Below are 22,914 nucleotides of genomic sequence, written 5' to 3' on the forward strand. Positions count from 1 at the left end.
CCATCAGATCCCCGCATATCTCACGAAATCCCGGTTACCTTCTGCTTCCATTCCCACTGTCCCCTTTCAACGGTAGCGTGCCTGCTTTATGTCACCCTATGTAGTTTTGTACTACAGAGGAAAATTGTTGCCTGCACGGTTTTTAGGTATAAGAAACATATCCTGACAGTTCTGTATCTGACACGGCCACATAATGCCCATAGGGGAACGGCTTAATTACAGAAAAGCATCAGCGGAAATCATCAAACGCAGAATATACAGATATGCCTTATGCATAAAATGTGCACGAAGTCGCACGCCAAACCATTCTGGCAGGATGGAGCATGGAAACTGTATTTGCTGCCTGCGCGGTTTTTCAGCATAAAGAGCCTATCCTGACAGACCCACGCCCGGCACCGCTTCCGCGGTTTCCGGGCGTCATGCCTTTTATGGAGAAACAGCATGCCCGAACAGGCCGCCACGGGCACGCGGCGCAGCGCCTATAGCCGCAGACTGGCCGATGATATCTGCCTGCGCCTGGCTGATGGGCAGAGCCTGCGCGCCATCTGTGCTGATCCGGCGCTGCCACACCGCGCCACCATATTGCGCTGGCTGCGCGATAATCCGGCCTTTCGTGCGCTCTATGATACCGCGCGCGAAGCCGCGGCCGACACGCTGGCCGAAGAGATCATAGCCATTGCCGACCGCGCCACGGGCCGCGAGGATGTACCAGCCATAAAACTGCGCATGGAGGCCCGCATGTGGGTTGCAACGCGCCTGCGTCCACCGGCTTCCGCCACGCGGGGCGAGGGGGCAGGCAGCATTTCCATTACCATCACCACTGATGACGCAGCCCTTTAGCCTCACGCCCGACCAGCATGCCGCCAACCGGCTTCTGGGGGGAAATGCCACCCATATCCTGCTGCGGGGTGGGGCGCGTTCGGGCAAGACATTCGTGCTGGTGCGCGCGCTGGTCGTTCGGGCACTCCGGGCGGCGGGCACGCGGCATGGCATATTTCGCCACAGGTTCAACGCTTTGCGGGCCACCATTGTGGTCGATACGTTTCCCACCGTCATGCGCCGGTGCTTTCCCTCCGTGCCGTGGCAGCTTTCGCGCACCGACTGGAGCGTGACACTGCCCAATGGCTCGCTCATCATGTTTGGCGGGCTGGATGACGAAGAACGGACTGAAAAGATACTGGGGCTGGAATTCGCCACCGTCTACCTTAACGAAGCAAGCCAGGTCACTTACGGCGCGCGCAACATGCTGCTTACAAGGCTGGCGCAGAAATCGCCCCTGGCACTGAAGGAATATATCGATGCCAACCCCCCAACCACCGCGCACTGGCTTTACCGCGTGTTTGAATCCGGTATCGAGCCTTCATCGGGCCAGCCTTTGCCAGACCCCGCGTGCTACGCCACCATGCAGCTTAATCCGGAGGGCAACCGGGCCAATCTCTCGGCGGAGTATCTGGCCCAGCTCGCGGCCCTGCCAGAGCGTGAACGCAGGCGCTTTGTGCAAGGCGAATACCAGCAGGCTGTCGATGGTGCTTTGTGGCGCCTGGAGGATTTTCGCCGCGCCGCAGCAATAACACCCGCCACCAGCCGCCATGTGGGCACGCAGATGCGGCGCATCGTGGTGGCGGTTGACCCGTCAGGCTGCGCCGGGCCGGAAGATACCCGCTCCGATGAAATCGGCATCATTGTGTGCGGGGTGGATGGCGCGGGCGCGCTTGCCACGGTGACCGAGTGCTTCAAGGTGACAGGTGCCATGCTGGCAACCCAGGGCTGGCCCATCGCCGCAGATGATGCCACCACCATTTTCTGGTGGCTGCGCGTGTGGGACCGGGCGGACTGTCACGTTTATGTGCCCCAGCGCGTGGATGCCGGCCTGCCCACCCGCCTTGATGGCACGCGCAGCACCCATCACGGCCTTGGCTTCGTGCCGTGGGTGTGGATGGCCAATCTGGCGGCACCAGGTACGGTGGATGGTCCCTGCACCTTTGCCCCGGCCATCGATACGGTCATCGAATGCGATTATCTGCTCTCGCAATCGGGGCGGGGGCTTAAATACAGTGCGGACCCCAGGCTTGTCATCCGCGCGGGGCCGGACCCTTATGCCGATGGCACGCCCGCCAGTACCGGTGGTGCATCCGCTGCCCTGACCCTGCCGCTTGATGGCGATGCCAAGCTGCTCGAAATCAACGGTGACGCGGCAGGGGCCATGCGCGACCATTACCGTGAACTGCGTGCCAGCGTGATGGAGCAGATCCATGGCAACCGCGCACAGGCCGATTGCCTTGCCGCCCCCACATCGGGCCGGGCGATGGAAATGCTCTATCAGCCTCTTTTGTGGCTTGTGGACCGCATGGTGTGCGCGTTTTCGCATATGCTTGAAGGCGGCGTGCATATTGGCGGACAGGATTACACCAGGCTCGATGCAACGGGGCTTGCGCTGCAATGGCCCCCCTATTTTGCCGATACGGAAGCCGAACTGGCGCAACTGGCCCAAGGACTTGGCGCTGCGGTGCAGGGGGGCTTCCTGTCGCGGCAGACTGCCTGCGCCATATTTGCCACCCGCGCGGGTGGCCCGGCCCCGCATGCCGAGTGGGCACGGCTGAATGCAGCCGACCCGACCTGATTTTTTTTCGTTGATGGAGAGATATGATGACCCGTGCAAGCGTGCCCCAGACCCCCGACATTGAAACCCTGCACCGCGAGATGGAAACCCTGCGTGCCGAGCTTGATGCGGCCGTGAATGCCCGCACGACGCTGGAGGGCGACCTTGCCCGCGCTACCGAGCAGGTCAGCACGGCCCGCACCCGCGCGGACCGCGCCATCATCCGCGCCGAGGCCCGTGCCCTTGCCGCCCGCATGGGAGCGGTGGAACCTGCCGATGTGGTCCGCCTTGTTGACCTGAGCGCTGTAACGCTCGGCGAAGATGGCGCCCCGCAGGGACTGGACACGATCATGACCGCCGCGCGTGAAAGCCGGGCCTACCTGTTCGCGTCGCCACAGGGGGCATCGGGCGCTGCGCGTGGCACTACTGCAGCAGGCCCCGCACCCCGCGCAGACGATCCGGCCCCGTTCGATGCCCGCACGGCAGGAACGCGCGATGTAAAAGCCGCAGCCATGGCGGCAGGGCTGCGCTGGCCGGTGGCGAATTAGGGCCTGAGCCGACAGACCACAGGGCGGTTCATTACCTGAACGTGACGACCAGAAGACTGTTTGAAAATAATTCCCTGATTTGCTTTTTTAAAAATATAAAAGTAAAGAATATATAGAAATAATGTAAATTTATGGAACAAAAAATGGTTGTGATAAAAAGAGGCATCATCAGGGAAGGTGAGTATAAAGGTTGGAGAGTAGAGGTTGATTTTGATGAATCAGATACTGGTGGATATTACATATACATAATAAAATCTCCAACAGAGGGATATGATTTGTGGTGCAAAGATATGCCATTGGTAAATGGCGAGTTGGAAGAGTTTGATGTCAAATGGGAGTAAATAATTAAATCAATTAAAATAAAAACATAATTTATTCGCAACATCATTTTTATGATGGCAGGATATTGCCTGGATAGATTTTGCAAATAGCGTTCAGGTAAAATATACGCCTGTCTGTCATGGATATAAACAGGAAGATGGCATAATATGCCAATAGTCGCACCCAGCTTGCAGGGATGTACCGTGGCAGGGAGGCAAAACGTACATCCTGCTCACCCATTGCGGTTAAAATAGGCGATCATCCACTATCTGGAGCAGGGTGGATGCCGGTCGCGCGCAACCCCAGCACACGTACCGGCCCCGCCTGCCGCAAGGACCTGTTCATGAGCCAGACCAACGTCACCACACGCAGCTTTATCGACCTGCGCGCCTTTGCCGCCGCATCGGCACCCCAGCCCGGTGACTTCCTGCACGCGCGCACGCTGCTTGCCGGACAGGAAGGCGGTCTTTCCATTGCCGCCTGTGCACCTGAAGGCGCGGGCATCATCACCGCCATGGCGGAAGATGAATTCGTGATCGTGCTGGCGGGCGAACTCAACATCGGTGCGAATGTGCTTGGTCCCGATGCCAGCATCGTGCTGCCCAGGGGGAGCAGTTTCAGTTGGGCTGCGGCACCGGGCACGCGCGCCATCATCATGGGCAGCAAAACCAGCACGCCGGGCGCACAGACGCCGGTGGCGATCAATCCCGCGCCCGTGCTTGCACCTTCCAAGTCGCCTTCGGCCGATCTGCTGCTTGGTCCCGCACCGACATGCCATAGCTTCAATGACTATAAATCCGCCAATGGCGAACTGGTGTGCGGCACATGGGACTCTACGCCTTATGCCCGCCGTGCCATGCATTATGGCCATGCCGAACTGATGTACCTGATTGAAGGCAGTGTGACGTTCGTGGATGGGGCAGGCCGGGAAAAGACGTTCGTTAAAGGTGATATCTTCTTTGTCGAGCAGGGGGCTGACTGTGCATGGGATAGCCGGGAATATGTCAAGAAAGTCTATGCCATTTTCCGCCCGGCCTGAAGCGCAGGGTATTTATTGCCTGCCATAAAATGGTCCATGCGGAATAATAAAAGTTTTTGGGTGCCGCCTTTTTTTTAAAGGCGGCATTCTTTTGAAGATTTTCAGAAAATATTCAAATCATAATTAAAAATCATATCCGCCCGTTACCTGTTCCGCCCACGGTCAAGGCCGCCTGCGGAACAGGCAAGGGGCGCATGATCGCTTACGCATCATGATGGCGCGCCTTACGCCACGCCCCCTTGACCACCCACCCCAGCCATAGATGGCACCTCGCTGCCATAGCCCGTTACCCGCCGCCACTGCATTACGCATGGCGGCTTTTTTCGTTTTTTCAAGGAAATGAAATTCATGGCGATCGCCAATTTCCCCGCTGCCCTCCAGCCCGTCATCCAGCAGGGGTTCCTGTCGCGTGCGTTCCAGGATGCATTGCAGTCGCGCCTGGGTTTCCGTTCCATTGACGACCAGATGGAGTTTCCCGCCCGCATCGGCCAGACCATTACCGATACCCGCGCAGGCCTGCTGCCGCCATCATCCCGCCGCCGCATGCAGGCAGCCGGTGGGCCGTGGCCTACCAGTTCATGACCACCATCGGGCTGAACATCGGCTGGGCGGAAAATCACTTCAAGCCGGGACAGTCGGGCGTGCGGGTGCCGCTGGCCGACAAGCCTGCGGCCAAGCAGGCCGTGACCGCAGCGGGTATTCCCGTTCTGAACAGGAAGGGCAGGCCCGAAATACCGCAAGAATAGGGGTGCAGCTTCGGCGCTAGGTGGATGGCCGATGTGAGCCGAAGCTGCATGCTCCATTCTGCCCTTCATTACGGCAAAAATAAGTCACGTATGTTTCACCGCCATCAGTCTTTCATGTGTTACAGCGGCCATGGGCCCCGCAAACGTGGCGCTGGCCAATACGGTAATAACTGCACTCAAGGAGGCTCTCGATACGTTCAGGAATGCCGCCGGGGCGAGCACATCGTCAGTTATGACAGTACCAGCATTCGCACGGCGTTTGACGGTATTATAGCTGATATCGAGCAGATCAATACACTTGTTATCGCAGTCATTACCGGCATGGCGTCTGACCTGTCGGGCACTGTGGTCTCGGAGGTAAAAACGGCAGCGAATGCCGCGTCAACGCTGATCTCGCTGCTCAAGGCCATGGTGGACATGACTGCACGGCGCAGCACAGTTGGCACGACACTGACGGCGCAGGAGGCAATCGGGCGGATTACGGTTTTCGTGGCAACACATGGTGCATGAATGATCATGAGCAGGGGAAGCAATATGGAACATGCCACAAATGTATTTGCCTTCCTTTACGGCATTGTGGTGGGAAATGCCGTCAGCCTGCTGGCCGGGGGGCTTTTTATGTTACGGCACTGGCGGCGGCAACGGATGATGCGCGAACGCCTTGGGCCGCCGGTGACCTGAGAAAAGTCAGTTGAAAACCTCACGCAATACCGCCTTTTTATAAAGGCGGCATTCAAAATCACTTTCCGGGTTGTGAGCGTGCAGGCACCCTGATCTCACTTGCCAGCACGCCTGCCACAATACAGCACGCGCCCAGAATCGAGGTGGCTGGCATCAGGTCACCGGCCACGCGCCCGACAATACCCCCCCATACCGGCTCACCCGCGTAGATAATGGTGGCCCGCGTGGGCGAGACGGCTTTCTGCGCCCAGTTCATGGCCAGTTGCACAAGCATGCTGCCAACGCCCAGACCCACGCTCCCGGCAACCCATATCCATGAAAATGTGGGCAGGCGCTCGCCCGCAACCGGCATGGCCAGCAGGGCTAGGATCCCGGCCACGAGCAACTGCACCACGGTGATGCGCCTGCTGTCTCCCACCAACGCACAACGGCTGATCAGTATGATCTCGCCTGCTGCCGATACGGCACACAGCACGGTCGCCCATTCACCCCGGCCAAATCCACCTTTGGTTGCATCCTTACCTGCCAGCAGCACCAGGCCACCAAAAGCCATTCCAATGCCTACCCAGTTCATGATGCGTGGCGGCCTGCGCAGCACGATCCATTGCACAAGAGGCACGATCGGCACGTAAAGTGCAGTCAGAAAAGCGGAACGGCTGCTGCTGATGGTTTGCAGACCGTAGGTCTGCAGGGTGTAACAGCCCCATATTGCAATGCCGATCGCCATACCCGCGCCCATCTCGGCCAGGGTCATCCGGCGCAGGACGCGATGAAAAACGGTGCAGCCGATCAACCCTGCTGTCATGAAGCGCAACCCGACGAAGAACAGGGGGCCGCAATGTCGTAGCGTGACATGCACGATCAGGAACGTGCCCCCCCAGAACAGCGTTACGGCCATCAGGGCCAGTTCCTGCCGTGAGGGAAGGTTCATGATCGCCATGCGCGCGCCCGCCATTGTTTTATTTTGATCCGCACCTCTTCCTCCAGATAACCAAAAATAAAGTGGGGCTTACCCTGCGCGAAGGCACGCAACCCGGCCTTCTTGCGTGCTGTTTAACACCCGGGCGCATGGCTTGAAGCAGAGGAGGGCCGTCTTGTCACTTTTTGCCAATATGTCATCGGGGGAAGGCTGGCTCCAGCTTGGTGAACTCGTGCTTGCTTTCATCCTGTCGGCCCTGGTGGGGATGGAACGGGAGTTCAGGCAGAAAAGTGCTGGCCTGCGCACTTACACGCTGGTCGGGGTGGCGTCCGCGCTATTCATGCTGGTATCAAAATACGGTTTCAACAACATTCTTGATGCGGGGCGGGTGGTGCTGGACCCCTCACGCATCGCGGCACAGGAGGTATCGGGCATCGGGTTCATTGGCGGTGGCGTGATCTTCATGCGGCGCGACATCGTGCGGGGGTTGACCACGGCGGCATCAGTCTGGCTGACTGCGGCCCTTGGCATGGCCTGTGGGGCAGGGCTGATTACGCTGGCGGTAGCGACAACCATTGGCCATTTCATCATCATGCTCGGCTTTCCGCGCATCAGCCACCTTGTTCCACGCGATCATGCCGCCCGCCCGGTCGGGCTGTTCGTGTCCTACCCCGATGGGCGGGGGCTGCTGCGCACGATCCTGATCCGCTGCACCAGGCTGCGTTTCACCATTACCCGCGTCAAGCTCGAGCCGCCTGATCAATCCCTGCACGACCCCGAGGCCCTGCAGGATCTGCGCGACCGACAGCACGATGCCGAACTGTCACGACCTGATGAGAGACCGGGCCACGGCACGGTCACGCTCTTCCTCAAGGTGCGCGGCAAGCGGCCTGTCTCGCACCTTGTTGCCGCGTTATCGGATCTTGATGGCATTATCAGCGTGGAAACCGATGAAGGCGATCATGACCCCGAATAGACAGCCTGCACCGCGCCGCTCAGGGGGCCGCTCAGACCGGTAGCTGCACACGGCCCTGTGCATCATGAGTTACGGCAGTGGTGGCGACAACCGCACCAACAGGCAGGGCGGCATAGAGATGCGGAAAAAGCTGCCCTCCACGTGAGGGTTCCCAGCGCACGGCCGCCGGGTCAAGCAGGGCCAGATCGACCGCAAGCAGCACAAGACCACTCTGGCCTGCAAAATGCTTTTCAAGCGTGCCCTGCACCTGTGGCCCGGTGGAGAAATGGATGAAGCCATCCGCCACATCAGCCGGCGAGCCTTTGAACAGGCCCACGCGGACTAATGCTTCATGTTCGGGGGCAGTCAGGATTTTATAGACGATATGCTCTGTCATGACGTTCTGGTCCGGTCAGGGGAGGGCACAGCATAGGGCAGCGCACCAGCAGGGGAAACATGCTGGTCACCATAGCGTCTCACTGCATGCGATGCGAGCAGGCCCATCCGGGCCATGAGTGTGCGCGGGTCCGGCCCCGAGACCAGCCACGTGAGCGGGATGGCCGTCAGGGCCACCAGCGAGGCATAGCCCGTGACCAGACAAACCCGATGTAACCGGGCATGACAATACGCATCATAGCTTCCGGCATGTCGGCCGCCTGCAAATCCGGCAAAACCGGGCCGCTTTAATGGCATATCCGGAGTGAGAAAAGGGGGAAGGCGCACAATTACGGTCATGATGTAAAATCAGTCTGGCCATTGCGGCGCCATGGGCGCACCGTGGAGTTACTCAACCACTACTGTGCATGAAGAGACGGAAAGGTTCGCATGATGATGCCCCTCCCTGGCAATGATACGGAACCAGCCGTGCTGCATTTTCCACGCCGGGCCATTCTGCCTGCAGGAGAAGCATCGGATTACCTGGGCATCCACCCGCGCCACCTGCGCGCCATGCGCCTGCTGCGTTGCGGGCCGAAAACCATCACCATCAATCGCGAGACACTTTATACCGAAGAAGACCTGCGCAGCTTCCGCCAAGGATTGCTCAATATGGTCGGCGTTACGGAAAACGGGGGGTTTTACCGGGAGCTCAAGCCCGGTGAACGAACCGCCGCAACTGAGGGTGACCCGCTGATCAGGCTCCTGTCGCGCCATATCATTCGCCGCAAGGCCATGCTGGTGGGCCTGTGGAGCATGATGGCGCTGGGCATTGGCATCGACCTGATCCTGTTCTGAACAGGAGTGCTTACGGAGCACAGTCTATCGAGAACAAAAAAAGGGGGCTCCATCAGGAGCCCCCTTTTTTGACACATGGTGTCAGGCGCGCAGATTACTGCTGGCCGTGATCGCCGTGCTCATGGTCGCCATGCTCACCACCGTGGTCACGGTCGCCGTGCTCGCCACCATGATCGCGATCGCCATGCTCGTCACCACCGTGGTCACGGTCGCCATGCTCGCCGCCCTGACCGTTCTGGTCATGACCGCCGCGATGGCCGCCATGGTGGCCACGGTGCTCACCGTGGTGCTGGTCGTTGTTGTCATCCGCATGGGCAGCGACGGGCAGGGCCAGGCCGAGGGCAGCAGCAAAAAGCAGTGCTTTTTTCATGTAATCTATTCCTTCCTAACGAACTGATTTTTTCAAATCAGATATTGCCTTATAAAATAACGGCCCGATGATATAAAGAGCATACCGCTATTTCATTTGTAACCGAATGCATCACTTATATCCCTGAAGGTCAATACCTGAATTTTGCGTAACGCTGCCATGCATTTCAGGCATCATCATACAGGAAACCTTCATCGGATACCGTATGTGCGGCATCCTGCTGGCGGGCATAACCGCGCCTGCTGCGCCACGCGCGCAGCAGGGCTTCACGCCACTCTTCATGCGGCTCTTTGCGGGGTTTTGGAGTGGAATCGGACTGTACGTTCATGATCCGGAAACCTTTGAAAAAGCCCGCCAAAGCGCAGGCAGGGATGCTTAACAAATATGGAACATCACAAGTGTGACGATTGTATGAATCCTGTTTCGCGGCACCCTGGCTTTTTCCCTCTGCAGAGGCTAAGGATCGACCTGATGGTGGTATTGTTAGGAATCTATTCTTCTTGCGCCACAGGTAATCAGGGTCGTCCCGCCGAAATAAACGTGATGGTGAAAAATTGCCGGAACCGGGCGAAACAGCATGGCCATGCCCCTCTGGCCCTTGTGGAGCATCCATGGTCTTGTGAAGCCAAAGGCGCGTGCGCGCGTTCCACCCGCAAAGAAAGGAAGACCGACCATGCAGATTGATCTGACCGGCCGCACGGCCATTGTAACAGGCTCAACCGGCGGGATCGGCCTGGCCATTGCCAGGGGTCTGGCTGCAAGCGGTGCGCATGTCATCATCAACGGGCGCCGCCCGGCAGCGGTAGCGGAGGCGGTCAAGGCTCTCGGTGCATTGGGCAAGGGCAGCGTAGCTGGCTTTACGGGCGATCTGGGCATGGCGGAAGGCTGTGCTGCGCTGGTCGCAGCCCACCCGCATTGTGATATCCTGATCAACAATCTGGGCATTTTCGAGCAGAAAGATTTTTTTGAAACTCCGGATGCCGACTGGACCCGGTTTTTCGAGGTCAATGTCATGTCTGGCGTGCGGCTTGCACGTGCCTATCTGCCGGGCATGCAGGCGCGCAACTGGGGGCGTGTGGTATTCATTTCATCGGAATCGGCGTTCAACGTTCCGGTCGAGATGATTCATTACGGCTTCAGCAAGACCGCGCAGGTCACCATCGCCCGCGGCCTGGCAGAGCGAATGGCAGGCACCAATGTCACCGTCAATTCCGTGCTGCCGGGGCCAACCCTGTCGGAAGGGCTGGCGGAAATGCTCAGGCCCGAGCAGGAAAAAACCGGCAGGACAATGGAGGAAGTGGCGGCCGAATTCGTGATGCAGCATCGCCCGTCTTCCATCATCCGCCGCGCCGCGAGCGTGGATGAAGTGGCGAACATGGTGGTTTACCTGTCCTCGCCGCAGGCTTCGGCCACCACGGGGGCGGCGGTACGCGTTGACGGCGGCGTGCTGAGCACGATCTGACCTGGCCGCCCTGTGCGTGCGTCCCGCGCCGATCATGGCCGGGGCGTGGCGCAGACCCTGCATGACACTGCGGATTGCTGGTAGGAGAACAGGGTCTGTTCATCATCATGCCGCAGGGATGTTTCATGTCCACCACCGTTCTTTATTCGCCAGACGACGTGCGTGCCGCAGGGAGCGGCGTGCTCCTGATTGACGTGCGCGACCCCAAGGATTTCGCGGCAGGCCACATTCCCGGTGCCGTCAACATGCCGGACATCTTTACCTATCTGGCCGAAACCTCGCATGAGGGGCTGCACAAGCTGCAGCAGACCTTCGCCACCCTGTTTGCCGATTACGGGCTTGATGGCACCAGAACCGCCATCGTGTATGAAGACGCGCTGCACACCCGCTATGGCGCATCCTGCCGGGGCTACTGGATCCTGCGTTATCTGGGTTACCCCAAGGTGGGCATTCTTGATGGCGGGCTGAGCGCGTGGCGCAGGGAAGGGGGCATGCTGACCACTGATGTCATCACCCCTGCCCGCACGGACTTCCCCCTGCGGCCCGATGCCAGCCTCATGGCAACGCAGGCCGAGGTGCGGGCAGCGCTGGGTTCTTCCACCATCAAGCTGCTCGACAACCGCGACAGGGTGGAATGGCTGGCGGAAAGTTCATCGCCCTACGGGATCGATTTCGCGCCGCGCAAGGGCCGTATTCCCGGTGCCGTGTGGATCGAGTGGTATGACTTCATGAAGGTGACCGACAACCACGCCGCCTTCCGCACGCCTGATGAAATCCGCGCGCTGGCCGCCACGCGCAACCTGCACCCTGATGATGACATCATCATCTACTGCTTCAAGGGTGCGCGTGCTGCCAATACCTATGTGGCGCTGGCCTCGGCCGGGTTCAGCAGGCTGCGCATCTACATGGGTTCGTGGAACGAGTGGTCGCGTAACCCGGCATTGCCGATTGAAGGCGGACTGCCGAAAGCTGCCGCACCTTATAACGGCGACCAGGAAACTGTTTAAAAACAATGCATTGATAAAAAAATAATAAAAGTTCTTGGATGCCGCCTTTTTTCAAGAAGGCGGCGTTCTTCAAAGCTTTTTGAAAAAATCTCCACGAAAAATCTTCATCATTTCAGGGTGTTGTCTGGTTCACCCTGCCGGGCATGGCTGGCCATGATGTCTCTGGTCATGGTCTCGACATGCTGCGTCAGGCGAGAAAGCTGCCGGGTGCGGTCATGTACCAGAGCAAGCGTGAGGTGGGGCACCTGTACGCCCGCAAGCGGCACGAAGGCCAGTTCCCCGCGCATGACCTCTGCCATGACATCGAGCGAACTGAGAAAACAGATCCCGATCCCTGCCGTCACCAACGAAAGCATCATTTGCACATTGTTTGCCCGAGCAGCCACCGGCGGGTTGACGCACCCGCCTTGCAGCAGCCTGTCGAACACGCTGGCAATGGCAAGCGGTTGTTCAGGCATGATGACGGGATGGTCCATGCACTGCGCCAGCCTGACCGACCCTTCCCGTGCCAGCGGGTGCGCGGGTAGGCACACGAAGCCGAGGGGGAAGGTCATGCGGTGCAGTACCACGATGTCGCGCATGTCATCGGGGTCGAGCACGAGGGCCAGGTCGCCTTCACCCGACACAAGGGCCTGGCAGATCCGTTTATTGTCACGGATGTTCACATTCAGCACCACGCCCGGATGGCTGGCCTTCATGTCTGCCACGAGTTGCGGCACGAAGGCGCGTGACAGGGCCTCGGGTGCGAGCAGGTCAACCTGCCCGCGGCGGATGCCCTTCAGGTCATCGATCTGGCGGGTCAGGTCATCAAGATCCTTAACCCAGCGCCGGGCGCAGGCATAAAGCAGCTCGCCCACCGCTGTCAGGCGCATGCCGGTGGGCAGGCGCTCGAACAGGGGGGTCTGCAATTCCTTTTCACCCAGCAGGATATGCCGGTTGATGGCCGAACCCGCAATGTGCAGTTCCTCCGCTGCACGGCGGATGGATTTATGGCGTGCAACCGCCAGAAAATAGACCAGAAAGCGCGAAAAAGGGTTCATGCGTTCTTATTTTGAGAATGAATAAGGATCAATTATGATATATCTGAGAGCATGAAGCATGTGAAATGATCTTTCTGAAAGCCCGTTCAGGAGACGACACCATGCCCGCCGCCGCCACTGCCCCTTCCTTGCCCCGCAACATGACATTCGATGCCGATGACTGGCTGATCCTGGCCCGTTGCTGGCACCCGGTCGCCCTGGTGCGCGATCTGGGCACGCAACCGATGGGCGTGACCCTGCTTGATGCCCCGCTGGTGCTTTACCGCGCGGGCGATACGATTGTGGTCGCCGATGACCTGTGCCCGCATCGGGGCGTACCGCTGAGCATGGGCAAGGGCGATGGACAGACGGTGGCCTGCGCCTATCATGGCTTCCGCTTTGGGCAACAGGGGCGGTGTGTAAAAGTGCCCGCCCACCCCGACAGCGCCATTCCCGGCAAGCTGAAGCTGCGCACCTACCCGGCGGTGGAGCGGTATGGCCTGATCTGGACCTGCCTGCGCCCTGATGAGGCGCCGCCCGTCATTCCGCCCATGCCGCACTGGGATGATCCGGCCTATCAGCAGATCAACTGCCCCTTTATTGACATTGCCGGTTTTGCCGGGCGGCAGGTCGAAGGCTTCATTGATGTGGCCCATTTCGCCTTCGTGCATACCGACACCTTCGCCGACCCCGAAAACCCTGTAGTGCCGCCCTACAAAACGCATGTCACGCCCGATGGGTTCGAGGCCGAATATCGCAGCAGCGTAGGCAACTACCCCATTGGCAAGACGGATCGGGGGCGGCCAGGCTTTGAATGGCTGCGCCACTTCCGGGTGCATGTGCCCTTTACCGCCACGCTGGAAATTTATTTCCCCGATAACGGGCGGCTGGTCATCATGAATACGGCTTCACCTGTATCGGCGCGGAAGACACGTATGTTCGCGCCGATGTGCCGCAACTTTGACAAGGACCTGCCGCTGCAGGATGTCTATGACTTCAACCTGCGCGTATTCGAGGAAGACCGCGCGCTTGTCGAGGCCCAGAAGCCCGAGAACCTGCCGCTCGACCCCACGCTTGAAGCCCATGTCATGGCCGACCGCAGTTCGATTGCCTATCGCCGTGCCCTGCGCACGATGGGCCTGAGCCAGTTTTTTACGGCATAACGTCATGTCAGCTCTTTTTCCTGTTATCGTGCATGATGTCATGCCGGAGGGGGCGGACTGTGTCCGCCTGCGGCTTGCGGTAGCGCCAGGGCAGGGGGCACTGCCCCGCTTCGCGCCCGGCGCGCATGTGGATGTCCTGACCCCTGCGGGGCTGGTACGCCAGTATTCGCTGTGTAACGATGCGGATGATCCCGGTTTTTATGAACTGTGCATCAGGCGCGAAGCGGCCTCACGCGGGGGATCGGCCTCCCTGTGCCGCAGCGTGGAGAAGGGGATGGAACTGCACATCTCACCACCCCGCAATGCCTTCGCGCTGCCGAGTGCGCAACGCCATATACTGATTGCCGGCGGAATCGGGATTACGCCGCTCCTGCCCATGATGGCTCGGCTGCAGCATCAGGGTGCTGATTGGACGCTGTACTATTACACACGTAAGCCCGATCAGGCACCGTTCAGGGACCGGTTGCTTACCGCTCCCTATGGGCACCACGTGCATATGGCCACGAGCCTCAGGCAGGGCTACCCCGCTGCACTGGCCTGTCCTGAAGCGGATACGGCCATCATGCTGTGTGGACCGGATGGCTTCATGCAGGCCGTCTCGTCCCATGCCATCGCTACGGGCTGGGAGGCTGCGCAGATCCATACGGAACATTTCCGCCCTGCGGAAATGGCACCTGCTGATGGGGAGCAGGCGTTTGAAGTCGTGCTGGCCCGTTCCGGGCGGCTCATAACCGTGCCGCCCGACCAGAGCATTGCCGGTGCCCTGATGGCGGCAGGCATTGCGGTCAGCCTCTCATGTGAACAGGGCATGTGCGGCGCCTGTGTCGTGCCGCTTCTGGCCGGGGAAGGCACACATCGTGACATGGTGCTGACCGAGGCGGAACAGGCCAGCAGCATTGCCCTCTGCTGCTCACGCGCCCGCACGCCCTCCATCACTGTGGACCTGTAACAGTTATGCTCCTGACAATGCATATCTGGCGCATGCAATGATCGGTGGCACGGTAATCCGGGTTCAGATTCAGGACAGGAAGCACAAAATGCCATCCAGACCCCTCGGAAGGGGACAGAAAACAAACGGTCCATAGGAAAATCAGAAAGGCTGGCCTGAATTTGGGAATTTTGTAATTACTGACAACATGGGCTGTTGGAGGGCATTACCTCAACAACATTGACATCATACATGCTCTCATGACAAAGCCGTTTTATAAAGTCAGGGGAATGACATATGCCGAGCGACAAAGCTGCCGCACAGACCCGGCAACGCATTATTGAAAGCTTTGTCGCCCTTATCGAAGAGCGCGATGATGTCACGGTTTCCACTGCCCATATTGCAGAACGCGCCAACCTTTCCGTAAGGACTATCTATAAGTATTTTTCCTGCCGTGATGCCCTGTTGCGGGCGACGGGTGAATGGCTGAATACGCAGGTATTCGGCTTTGCGTTGGGCACGGATCCGGATGATCTGGTGCAGGGCTTCCGCATCGCGGCAGCGCGGTTTGACGAGCACCCGAATCTTTCCCGCATTCTTGCCCTGACGCGGGTCGGGCGTTCAATGCGGATCAAGTTTCGCAATGAACTTCTCGTCCGTCGGCGCAGAACGCTATGGCGCGATACGCCAGACGTGCCCCCCGCCGATCGACGCCGGGCAGAAGCCGTGATTGCCTGCCTGGACAATGTCCTGTCGTGGCTGACGCTCCGCGAAGAGTTCGATATGAACGGCAGCGAGGCAGGCGCCGCCATAAGCTGGGCCATAGAAGTGATTCTGCGTGAAACGCGTGCCATGGCCCCTTCGGATCCGCCTTCCCAACCCTGATTCCCATCCCGCTCCAATCCGCAACTGATGGGGCAGGGCGTGGATCAATCCTTCGGGCTATTTTCCTGCTTCGTCCGGTTTGGCATCGAGCGCGCGGGCCAGATCGCCCCTGATGAAGGCATCGAGAATATCACCGAGAAAAGCGGCCATGCTTTCACGCGGGTTATCACCATCAAAAAGAGGCCCGGTGGGCGCTTTTATGACGAACAGGTTCGCTAAACCGCAGAGCATGGCGTACATGCCATAACCAGCCTGCACTTTCCGGCGCAGGATTTCCATATCATTGGGGCCGAAGTCATCGGTTAACGTAAAAACCCGCTTGCCATATATCAGTTCCATCAGATCTTCGAACGCGGCACCGACGATGATGCGATAGCGCGGATAGGCATAGGCATCCGGTATGTAACCGAACATGAGCCGGTAGAGTTGGGGATGGGTGCAACCAAAATCCACGCAGTAAAATACAATACGCTTGAGCGCATCGGCGCGATTGGCGCAAGTGCGGTTGATATGGGCGATCTGCTTGCGGAAAATCTGAAAATATTCCACGGCAATTTCTAGCAGGAGATCATTCAGACTCCCATAATGATTATAGAAATTGGCCGGTGCGACTTTGACTTCCTTGGCGAGGCGACGCACCGAAAGGGCTTCGAGCCGTTCAGATTCAAGTATTCTGACAGTTGCGATGCGCAGGTCTTCGGGAACATTTCCTTTATGATAGCGTCTTGAAATGGGAAGGCATCCTTCTGAAAAGGCGGCATAAGCGTATGAACGTGGGATTATAATCAGAAATTATGTTGCGATTGAGTATGATAAAAAAATGATAGATTTTATACAATGTATGAAATAATTCCTATTTATCCAGCCAATTGTCACAAAACCCTTACATACAAAACATTTTGTCCTGAAATTCCTAACAACATCTTATCGGGCCAGCAGGGACCAAGCGTACGCGCCTACACATGCAACGTGTCATTTTAACTGACTTCAGGATGCATGGCATTGATATAAGAACGGATTTTTTTCTTGACAGGGATTTCAGCCATTGCGCGACAGCGTTGGCCCTGCCTGTTACCAGAGGAAAAAATCATACCTTCTTTTGAACGTCCCTCCAGTGACAAGGTAGATGCAAGTAATAGGATTTATTTCCTAAACACCAACATGCGCCATTATGAACGATGTTAATATAAGGCCCATTAAAAACAGACGCTGCCACAAGCAGTTACGCATCATATTAGGGTGTTTCGTTTAAAAAATAGATGCATATCTTCCTGATATGTATATTAAAAAATATAGTAGCAAAAATTTTTTCTTTACTGAAAAAATGGAATAATTACCCGCTATGCAAAGGATTAGATTTTCCCTTGACAGAAAATTAATCAGAAATTAATACCACTATGAGCCAAAGCGAAAGTCTCGTGTCCACATAGCCGATTACGCTCTCGCCCTATTTGTATCATAGTGACCACTCAACCCAGGTGGAGATCTGACTTTAGGCCTAAAGTGAACATTGTTCATATTTGATTACCGCTTTCCCCATAGGATGACGTAACACCTTGGGGAGGCTCGATTATTAACGATAGCAAGGCAGCGATATAGCTGAACATGGCAGCGGCAAAACGCATAACGGACAAAATCGCGGTCCTGATGAAAAAGACACCGCTGAGCCGGATGCCCCCATGGGTGCCGGTTGTTGTTGGTGCATCCATCATGGGGTTCGCGGGGTCCATAACACTCAGCCTGTATTCCCAGGGGCTGCTGTGCATCGGCACGGTCACGCTCCTGCTGGTGCTCAACCGCAGGCCGGGGCGGGGCATCACCATATTCCTGATGATGCTGTCGCTGCTTGTTTCGCTGCGCTATATCGTGTGGCGGCTGACCACCACGCTGGAATTCCATGGGTGGATACAGGGTGCCCTGTCCATCCTGCTCCTGCTGGCCGAGGCCTATGCCTTGGCCACGCTGTGCCTGAGTTACTTCCAGATGTCGTGGCCGCTGGGGCGCAGGGAGCACGCCCTGCCAGAAGATCCTGCCGACTGGCCGAGCGTGGATGTCTATGTGCCATCCTATAATGAAGAACTGTCTCTCGTGCGCTCGACGGTTCTGGGCGCGCTGGAGCTTGACTGGCCTGAAGACAAGCTGAATGTCTATATTCTTGACGACGGCAGGCGGGTCGCTTTCCGCGATTTTGCGATAGAGTCTGGCGCGGGTTATATTATCCGCTCGGAAAACAACCATGCAAAGGCTGGCAACCTCAACCATGCCCTTAAGGTAACGGACGGAAAATTCGCGGTCATTTTTGATTGTGACCATGTGCCCACCCGTGGCTTCCTTAAAAGAACCATCGGCTGGATGATTGCCGACCCCAACCTCGCCCTTTTGCAGACCCCGCATCATTTCTATGCGCCCGATCCGTTCCAGCGCAATCTGGCCGCGGGCATACATGTGCCGCCTGAAGGCAACATGTTCTATGGTCTGGTGCAGGATGGAAATGATTTCTGGGATGCAACATTCTTCTGCGGCTCGTGCGCCGTCATCCGCCGCTCCGCCGTTATGGGGATCGGCGGCTTTGCCACCGAAACCGTCACCGAAGATGCCCATACAGCGCTCAAGATGCAGCGCAGGGGCTGGGGCACCGGCTATCTGCGCGAACCACTGGCAGGCGGGCTGGCGACCGAGCGCCTGATCCTGCATATCGGCCAGCGCGTGCGCTGGGCGCGCGGCATGCTCCAGATCATGCGGCTTGACAACCCCATGCTTGGCCCCGGCCTGCGGTGGGAGCAGCGGCTCTGCTACCTTTCCGCCATGTCGCACTTCCTGTTCGCCATACCACGGGTGACCTTTCTGGTTTCGCCGCTGGCGTATCTTTTCCTTGGTGAAAACATCATCGCGGCATCACCACTGGCCATCAGCGCCTATGCGCTACCCCATATCTTCCATTCCATCATGACCCTTTCGCGTGTTGAAGGGCGCTGGCGCTATTCCTTCTGGAGCGAGATCTATGAAACCTCACTCGCGCTGTTCCTGGTGCGCATTACCATCGTAACCCTGCTCCAGCCCCACAAGGGCAAGTTCAACGTAACCGACAAAGGCGGCCTACTGGAGCGCGGCTATTTTGATTTCAGCGCGGTCTATCCCAACATCATCCTGGCACTGATCCTGTTTGCTGCCCTTGGGCGCGGCATATTCGGCATCATCTGGCAATATCACGACCGCCTCGCACTCCAGTCCTTCGTGCTCAATACCCTGTGGGTGGTCATAAGCCTCATTATCGTGCTGGCCGCCATCGCCGTGGGGCGCGAAACGCGCCAGACCCGCGCGGCGCCGCGCATTACCGTGCGCCTGCCCGTAACCATTACCGATGCGCAGGGCAGGGCGTTCCATGCCCATACGCATGACATCTCGCTTGGCGGACTGTCAGTTGACATGGACTGGCCACACAATGTCGAGGCGCCACAGACCGTCATGGTCAGCTACGACAACGAGCGTGACGGCATTCATACCCATGTGCCAGCCGAGGTCATGGCCATGCACCCGGGCAACCTGCGCCTGCAATGGATGCGCCGCGACCTTGGCGATGAACGCCAGGTGGTCGACATGGTGTTCGGGCGCAATGATGCCTGGGCCAACTGGGCCGATTTTCCCCCCGACCGCCCGCTCCGCAGCATCGCCATGGTGTTCAGAAGCATTGGCGACCTCTTTAAATGGCGTAAGCCTGAAAAACCGCGCCCCATTGCGCAGGCAGAGGAAATCACCGTGTCCATGGTGGAAGAAAAACTGGAGAAACAGAGCCTCGTGCTGAAACCTGCCCAACGCAGCGCCCGCAGGGGGGCTGCCCTATCCGCGACTTTCCTCCTGGCCTTCACGGCCCTCGCGCCGGCGGGCCTGGCCCAGGGGCTGCCGCCTGCGCCCGCCACCGCCACGGTGGACAAGACCGGAATCAGCGCCCAGACCCCGTTCGGTGATAGCAATACCGGCATCGTGCCCGATGTCGCCCCTGCGGTCGACCCGCTGGCGGCAGCCCGGATCAGCGATACGGAGGTGACGCGCACCCTGTCATTCCGCGACCTTGGCGCCACGACCGGCCCGCTGACATTGCGCGGCTATTCTCCGCTACAGGGGCTTGATGTGGTCGTGCCCGCCAACCGGGTGGTCACGCATGCGCAACTCACCCTTTCTGGCGCGCTCTCGCCCTCGCTGCTGCCTGAGGCGAGCGCTGTCACGGTCACGCTCAACGAGCAGTATATCGGCACGATCAAGGTCAACCCTGACCACCCCGAGTTCGGCCCCGTCACGTTCGATGTCGATCCGCTGTATTTTACCGGCGATAACAAGCTCAATTTCCGTTTTGCCGGTGAATACAGGCGTGATTGCAACGATCTCTTCAACGAGATTCTGTGGGCACGCATTTCCGACAGTTCGCGCATTACCCTGACCACGGTGCGGATCGCGCCCGAACGCAAGCTCTCGCGCCTGCCCGCGCCCTTTTTCGACCCCAACCTGCGCGCGGCACTCCGGGTTCCGTTCGTCATGCCATCTCCCGAGAGCCGGGATGACCTGAAGGCCGCGGGCGTGATCGCCTCATGGTTTGGCAAGATCGCCGATTTCCGCGCGCTGTCCTTTCCCGTTTCCACAACCGTGCCCGCATCGGGCAACGCGGTTGAAGTGGGCCGGAACATTCCCCTTGACGCCAATGGCACGCTGCCCACCGGCCCCACCTTTGCCGAGGTGGCCAACCCCAACGACCCGTGGGGCATTGTCCTGATCGTAACCGGACGCACCGCGCAGGAAGTCGAGGCGGCTGCGCGGAACCTCGCTTTCTCACACGATACGCTTGGCGGCGTTGCATCGAAAGTGGTGGAGGACGTAACCCTCGACCCCCGCCAGGCTTATGATGCGCCTGCCTTCGTGCCAACCGACCGGCCCGTGCGCTTTGGTGAACTCGTGGGGGCGGCCGACCTGCAGGGCGGGGGCTATACGCCTGCGGGCATGACGCTGCCCTTCCACCTGCCGCCTGACCTTTATACCTGGCGGGGGCGGCCATACCTCATGAACATGTGGGTGCGCGCGCCCGGTGGCCCGGTGGTGGACCTCGAGACATCACGCGTCGATGTCAGCCTGAATAACAACTACCTGCAGAGCTATTCGCTCTCGCCGCCGGGCGTGTGGCAGAAATGGTCTGAAAGGCTGGTCAACCAGCATGCAGGGGCCACGGGTCACATGACCGCCCTGCCGCCGTGGCTGCTGTTTGGCCAGAACCAGTTGCAGTTCAATTTTGACGCCCGCCCCATTGACCGCGGTGCATGCCGCCGCACGCCGGGTGATATCCGCATGAGCGTGGATTCAGATTCCACCCTCGATTTCCGCCGGGGCTACCATTACGCCGAACTGCCCAACCTGTCCTATTTCGCCGAGGCGGCCTTTCCGTTCTCCCGCATGGCCGATCTGTCCGAGACGACAATCATCCTGCCGCAAAGCCCCGATGCGGGCACGGCGGGCTCGTTCCTTGACCTCATGGGCTTCTTTGGCGCGACAACGTGGTACCCCGCCGCAGGCGTGCATGTCATGACGGCGGACCAGATGAAAAATACCACCCCGCAGGGCGATATCATCCTGCTTTCCACCGCCGACCGGCTGAATTCGGCCTCTGACCTGCTGTCACGCTCGCCTTACGTGATCAAGGACGGGCACGTGCGGGTTGGCCAGCACATGGGGCTGGAAGGGATCTGGTATCTTTTTCAGGATCACGACCATGCCGGCCTGCTCAACGGCGTGAGTGCCCACCTCAATGCGCCGATTGCCGAGGCAGGCGTCATGATCGGCGCGCAGTCGCCCTATGACAGCCAGCGCTCGGTCATTGCCTTTGTGGGTGATACGCCGCAGCGCATTCATGATCTGGTGCTCAGCTTGCGCAACACCAAGGATCTATCCTCCATCCAGGGGGATCTGGTGCTCAAGAACGCCGAACAGTTTACCAGTTACCGCACCGCGCCGACCTATAAAGTTGGCTCATTACCCCTGTGGCTGCAACTCGACCGGTATCTGAGTTATCATCCTTTCATTCTTTATCTGGCCGGTCTATCAGGGGCGGGACTGACCGCTTTCGGGGCGTGGAGCTGGCTGCGCGCCAAATCACGCAGGCGCGTGCTGGATGATGACAGGACCGGCGAGGCATAAGGTAAACGTCCCTGCATGCTGACCGTGCCCCGCAAGGTGCGGCCTGCATGGGCGGCAATGTCTATCGCACCGCCCCGGTCCATAAATAAATTCTTATACGGAGAAGTAATTCATGAGTGCTCTTCTTGCTGGCCTCACGCTGCTGATCATCGGTGACAGTCACGTGACGTTCAAGGACTCCCTCCTGTCCGTACTGCCGGATGAATTCAGCCGCCAGGGCGCGAAGGTGGTAACATACGGTGTGTGTTCCTCCACCGCGGCAGACTGGGTCGTGCCCAACCCCAACAATGGCTGCGGCGCCGCCGAACGCGTTGGCGATGCCCCGATTGGCGCGCCCAACATGAAGCCCGCATCGCCCCCGCCCATCAGCGACCTCGTGGCCAAGTGGCATCCCAACGTGGTAATGGTGATTCTTGGCGATACTATGGCAGCCTATGGTCAGGCCTCGGTCTCGAAAGACTGGGTGGACGAGCAGGTCAAGACCCTGACCTATGCCATTGGCAAGACCGCGTGCATCTGGGTCGGGCCGACCTGGGGCCAGTTCAGCCCGCGCTATGGCAAGACCGACCAGCGCGCAACAGAAATGGCCACCTTCCTCAAGGGGGAAGTCGCACCCTGCACCTATGTTGATGGCACGGCACTGCTCAAGCAGGGCAGCGTGAACACCATTGATGGCATTCATGCAACACCTGAAAGCTACAAGGTATGGGGCAACGCGATCGTGCAGGCAACGCTGCCTGAACTCGAAAAGCTGAAAGACGCCCCGCCTGCCACCGGCCAGTAAGGTCGCCCCTTACGGAAGCACGGCCGACACCGCGCGGCGTGCTTCCGTATCTGCCCCCTGACGGGCACAAGACGTGGA

Annotated in this window: 23 protein-coding genes and 2 pseudogenes; 19 read left to right on the forward strand and 6 right to left on the reverse strand. The window is 58.8% G+C overall.

The genetic code is table 11. The features are described 5' to 3' along the window. Positions 1-441: 441 nt before the first annotated feature. The 9 genes and pseudogenes from QEG70_RS02640 to QEG70_RS02680 all read left to right on the forward strand — a co-directional run bounded on the left by QEG70_RS02640 (position 442) and on the right by QEG70_RS02680 (position 5,934). Positions 442-840: a terminase small subunit-like protein gene (locus tag QEG70_RS02640; RefSeq protein ID WP_308719230.1), complete on the forward strand. Its 399-nt coding sequence runs from the start codon at positions 442-444 to the stop codon at positions 838-840. Then, positions 824-1,708, forward strand: a pseudogene (locus tag QEG70_RS02645) (phage terminase large subunit); the annotation flags it as partial. The gene QEG70_RS02640 and the pseudogene QEG70_RS02645, both read left to right, overlap by 17 nt. 935 nt (positions 1,709-2,643) lie before the next feature. After that, positions 2,644-3,147 (forward strand): phage scaffolding protein, encoded by a 504-nt coding sequence (locus QEG70_RS02650; RefSeq protein ID WP_308719231.1) that lies wholly within the window; start codon positions 2,644-2,646, stop codon positions 3,145-3,147. Positions 3,148-3,290: 143 nt separating this feature from the next. Further along, the gene (locus QEG70_RS02655; RefSeq protein WP_308719232.1) at positions 3,291-3,488 is read left to right on the forward strand and encodes a hypothetical protein; all 198 of its coding nucleotides are present in this window, start codon (positions 3,291-3,293) and stop codon (positions 3,486-3,488) included. 263 nt (positions 3,489-3,751) lie between these two features. Further along, positions 3,752-4,507: a cupin domain-containing protein gene (locus tag QEG70_RS02660; RefSeq protein ID WP_308719233.1), complete on the forward strand. Its 756-nt coding sequence runs from the start codon at positions 3,752-3,754 to the stop codon at positions 4,505-4,507. 348 nt (positions 4,508-4,855) lie between these two features. After that, positions 4,856-5,089 carry a hypothetical protein gene (locus QEG70_RS02665; RefSeq protein ID WP_308719234.1) on the forward strand — a complete coding sequence of 78 codons (234 nt, stop codon included), beginning with the start codon at positions 4,856-4,858 and terminating at the stop codon, positions 5,087-5,089. Next, a pseudogene (locus QEG70_RS02670) lies at positions 5,026-5,253 on the forward strand (hypothetical protein); the annotation flags it as partial. The gene QEG70_RS02665 and the pseudogene QEG70_RS02670, both read left to right, overlap by 64 nt. Before the next feature lie 24 nt (positions 5,254-5,277). Beyond that, positions 5,278-5,763, forward strand: coding sequence for a hypothetical protein (locus tag QEG70_RS02675; RefSeq protein WP_308719235.1), 486 nt, complete (start codon positions 5,278-5,280; stop codon positions 5,761-5,763). After that, positions 5,764-5,934 carry a hypothetical protein gene (locus QEG70_RS02680; RefSeq protein ID WP_308719236.1) on the forward strand — a complete coding sequence of 57 codons (171 nt, stop codon included), beginning with the start codon at positions 5,764-5,766 and terminating at the stop codon, positions 5,932-5,934. It begins immediately after the preceding gene. 58 nt (positions 5,935-5,992) lie between these two features. On the opposite strand, the gene QEG70_RS02685 is transcribed toward QEG70_RS02680, so the two are convergent. Next, positions 5,993-6,865 carry a DMT family transporter gene (locus tag QEG70_RS02685; protein ID WP_308719237.1) on the reverse strand — a complete coding sequence of 291 codons (873 nt, stop codon included), beginning with the start codon at positions 6,863-6,865 and terminating at the stop codon, positions 5,993-5,995. Between the two features lie 181 nt (positions 6,866-7,046). On the opposite strand from QEG70_RS02685, the gene QEG70_RS02690 reads away from it, so the two are divergent. Next, entirely contained in the window at positions 7,047-7,829 is a 783-nt protein-coding gene (locus tag QEG70_RS02690) for an MgtC/SapB family protein (protein WP_308719438.1), read from the forward strand. Positions 7,830-7,860: 31 nt separating this feature from the next. Here the strand turns inward: QEG70_RS02690 and QEG70_RS02695 are convergent, their stop codons facing one another. Then, entirely contained in the window at positions 7,861-8,205 is a 345-nt protein-coding gene (locus tag QEG70_RS02695) for a DUF952 domain-containing protein (protein ID WP_308719238.1), read from the reverse strand. Continuing rightward, positions 8,202-8,501, reverse strand: a complete 300-nt coding sequence (locus QEG70_RS02700; RefSeq protein WP_308719239.1) for a hypothetical protein — start codon at positions 8,499-8,501, stop codon at positions 8,202-8,204. Before QEG70_RS02700 ends, QEG70_RS02695 begins: the two co-directional genes overlap by 4 nt. A 132-nt stretch (positions 8,502-8,633) precedes the next feature. Here QEG70_RS02700 and QEG70_RS02705 point away from each other — a divergent pair, with 132 nt between their 5' ends. Then, a complete protein-coding gene (locus QEG70_RS02705) occupies positions 8,634-9,041 on the forward strand; it encodes a hypothetical protein (RefSeq protein WP_308719240.1) in 408 nt (135 codons plus the stop codon). A 106-nt stretch (positions 9,042-9,147) separates the two neighbouring features. Further along, positions 9,148-9,438, forward strand: coding sequence for a hypothetical protein (locus QEG70_RS02710; protein ID WP_308719241.1), 291 nt, complete (start codon positions 9,148-9,150; stop codon positions 9,436-9,438). A gap of 139 nt (positions 9,439-9,577) precedes the next feature. Here QEG70_RS02710 and QEG70_RS02715 read toward each other — a convergent pair whose 3' ends face one another. Next, a complete protein-coding gene (locus QEG70_RS02715) occupies positions 9,578-9,739 on the reverse strand; it encodes a hypothetical protein (RefSeq protein ID WP_308719242.1) in 162 nt (53 codons plus the stop codon). A 345-nt stretch (positions 9,740-10,084) separates the two neighbouring features. On the opposite strand from QEG70_RS02715, the gene QEG70_RS02720 reads away from it, so the two are divergent. Together QEG70_RS02720 and QEG70_RS02725 are read left to right on the forward strand one after the other, a co-directional pair. Next, positions 10,085-10,873 (forward strand): SDR family NAD(P)-dependent oxidoreductase, encoded by a 789-nt coding sequence (locus QEG70_RS02720; RefSeq protein WP_308719243.1) that lies wholly within the window; start codon positions 10,085-10,087, stop codon positions 10,871-10,873. A gap of 125 nt (positions 10,874-10,998) precedes the next feature. Then, positions 10,999-11,880: a sulfurtransferase gene (locus tag QEG70_RS02725; RefSeq protein WP_308719244.1), complete on the forward strand. Its 882-nt coding sequence runs from the start codon at positions 10,999-11,001 to the stop codon at positions 11,878-11,880. 107 nt (positions 11,881-11,987) lie between these two features. Here the strand turns inward: QEG70_RS02725 and QEG70_RS02730 are convergent, their stop codons facing one another. Further along, the gene (locus QEG70_RS02730) at positions 11,988-12,920 is read right to left on the reverse strand and encodes a LysR family transcriptional regulator (RefSeq protein WP_308719245.1); all 933 of its coding nucleotides are present in this window, start codon (positions 12,918-12,920) and stop codon (positions 11,988-11,990) included. A 101-nt stretch (positions 12,921-13,021) separates the two neighbouring features. Here QEG70_RS02730 and QEG70_RS02735 point away from each other — a divergent pair, with 101 nt between their 5' ends. The 3 genes from QEG70_RS02735 to QEG70_RS02745 all read left to right on the forward strand — a co-directional run bounded on the left by QEG70_RS02735 (position 13,022) and on the right by QEG70_RS02745 (position 15,875). Next, complete coding sequence (locus QEG70_RS02735; protein ID WP_308719246.1) at positions 13,022-14,062, forward strand: aromatic ring-hydroxylating dioxygenase subunit alpha; 1,041 nt, start codon at positions 13,022-13,024, stop codon at positions 14,060-14,062. Positions 14,063-14,066: 4 nt separating this feature from the next. Continuing rightward, positions 14,067-15,011 (forward strand): PDR/VanB family oxidoreductase, encoded by a 945-nt coding sequence (locus QEG70_RS02740; protein WP_308719247.1) that lies wholly within the window; start codon positions 14,067-14,069, stop codon positions 15,009-15,011. Between the two features lie 276 nt (positions 15,012-15,287). Beyond that, positions 15,288-15,875, forward strand: a complete 588-nt coding sequence (locus QEG70_RS02745; protein WP_308719248.1) for a TetR/AcrR family transcriptional regulator — start codon at positions 15,288-15,290, stop codon at positions 15,873-15,875. A gap of 57 nt (positions 15,876-15,932) precedes the next feature. On the opposite strand, the gene QEG70_RS02750 is transcribed toward QEG70_RS02745, so the two are convergent. Continuing rightward, entirely contained in the window at positions 15,933-16,514 is a 582-nt protein-coding gene (locus tag QEG70_RS02750; RefSeq protein WP_308719249.1) for a TetR/AcrR family transcriptional regulator, read from the reverse strand. A 1,008-nt stretch (positions 16,515-17,522) separates the two neighbouring features. On the opposite strand from QEG70_RS02750, the gene bcsA reads away from it, so the two are divergent. Both bcsA and QEG70_RS02760 read left to right on the forward strand, forming a co-directional pair. Continuing rightward, positions 17,523-22,052 (forward strand): UDP-forming cellulose synthase catalytic subunit, encoded by a 4,530-nt coding sequence (bcsA, locus tag QEG70_RS02755; RefSeq protein WP_308719250.1) that lies wholly within the window; start codon positions 17,523-17,525, stop codon positions 22,050-22,052. Between the two features lie 112 nt (positions 22,053-22,164). Next, positions 22,165-22,836: an SGNH/GDSL hydrolase family protein gene (locus QEG70_RS02760; protein WP_308719251.1), complete on the forward strand. Its 672-nt coding sequence runs from the start codon at positions 22,165-22,167 to the stop codon at positions 22,834-22,836. Positions 22,837-22,914 lie beyond the last annotated feature (78 nt).

The organism is Komagataeibacter xylinus, from assembly GCF_031081985.1.
Classification (GTDB): domain Bacteria; phylum Pseudomonadota; class Alphaproteobacteria; order Acetobacterales; family Acetobacteraceae; genus Komagataeibacter; species Komagataeibacter xylinus_E.

What these genes read in the sequence shown, in the direction of transcription:
- QEG70_RS02650 (WP_308719231.1), top strand. Translation starts at nt 2,644, where the DNA reads ATGATGACCCGTGCAAGCGTGCCCCAGACCCCCGACATTGAAACCCTG.
- QEG70_RS02640 (WP_308719230.1), top strand. Translation starts at nt 442, where the DNA reads ATGCCCGAACAGGCCGCCACGGGCACGCGGCGCAGCGCCTATAGCCGC.
- bcsA (WP_308719250.1), top strand. Translation starts at nt 17,523, where the DNA reads ATGAAAAAGACACCGCTGAGCCGGATGCCCCCATGGGTGCCGGTTGTT.
- QEG70_RS02680 (WP_308719236.1), top strand. Translation starts at nt 5,764, where the DNA reads ATGATCATGAGCAGGGGAAGCAATATGGAACATGCCACAAATGTATTT.
- QEG70_RS02760 (WP_308719251.1), top strand. Translation starts at nt 22,165, where the DNA reads ATGAGTGCTCTTCTTGCTGGCCTCACGCTGCTGATCATCGGTGACAGT.
- QEG70_RS02725 (WP_308719244.1), top strand. Translation starts at nt 10,999, where the DNA reads ATGTCCACCACCGTTCTTTATTCGCCAGACGACGTGCGTGCCGCAGGG.
- QEG70_RS02690 (WP_308719438.1), top strand. Translation starts at nt 7,047, where the DNA reads ATGTCATCGGGGGAAGGCTGGCTCCAGCTTGGTGAACTCGTGCTTGCT.
- QEG70_RS02685 (WP_308719237.1), bottom strand. Translation starts at nt 6,865, where the DNA reads ATGAACCTTCCCTCACGGCAGGAACTGGCCCTGATGGCCGTAACGCTG.
- QEG70_RS02665 (WP_308719234.1), top strand. Translation starts at nt 4,856, where the DNA reads ATGGCGATCGCCAATTTCCCCGCTGCCCTCCAGCCCGTCATCCAGCAG.
- QEG70_RS02660 (WP_308719233.1), top strand. Translation starts at nt 3,752, where the DNA reads ATGCCGGTCGCGCGCAACCCCAGCACACGTACCGGCCCCGCCTGCCGC.
- QEG70_RS02735 (WP_308719246.1), top strand. Translation starts at nt 13,022, where the DNA reads ATGCCCGCCGCCGCCACTGCCCCTTCCTTGCCCCGCAACATGACATTC.
- QEG70_RS02705 (WP_308719240.1), top strand. Translation starts at nt 8,634, where the DNA reads ATGATGATGCCCCTCCCTGGCAATGATACGGAACCAGCCGTGCTGCAT.
- QEG70_RS02715 (WP_308719242.1), bottom strand. Translation starts at nt 9,739, where the DNA reads ATGAACGTACAGTCCGATTCCACTCCAAAACCCCGCAAAGAGCCGCAT.
- QEG70_RS02720 (WP_308719243.1), top strand. Translation starts at nt 10,085, where the DNA reads ATGCAGATTGATCTGACCGGCCGCACGGCCATTGTAACAGGCTCAACC.
- QEG70_RS02695 (WP_308719238.1), bottom strand. Translation starts at nt 8,205, where the DNA reads ATGACAGAGCATATCGTCTATAAAATCCTGACTGCCCCCGAACATGAA.
- QEG70_RS02700 (WP_308719239.1), bottom strand. Translation starts at nt 8,501, where the DNA reads ATGCCATTAAAGCGGCCCGGTTTTGCCGGATTTGCAGGCGGCCGACAT.
- QEG70_RS02675 (WP_308719235.1), top strand. Translation starts at nt 5,278, where the DNA reads ATGGCCGATGTGAGCCGAAGCTGCATGCTCCATTCTGCCCTTCATTAC.
- QEG70_RS02730 (WP_308719245.1), bottom strand. Translation starts at nt 12,920, where the DNA reads ATGAACCCTTTTTCGCGCTTTCTGGTCTATTTTCTGGCGGTTGCACGC.
- QEG70_RS02655 (WP_308719232.1), top strand. Translation starts at nt 3,291, where the DNA reads ATGGTTGTGATAAAAAGAGGCATCATCAGGGAAGGTGAGTATAAAGGT.
- QEG70_RS02745 (WP_308719248.1), top strand. Translation starts at nt 15,288, where the DNA reads ATGCCGAGCGACAAAGCTGCCGCACAGACCCGGCAACGCATTATTGAA.
- QEG70_RS02740 (WP_308719247.1), top strand. Translation starts at nt 14,067, where the DNA reads ATGTCAGCTCTTTTTCCTGTTATCGTGCATGATGTCATGCCGGAGGGG.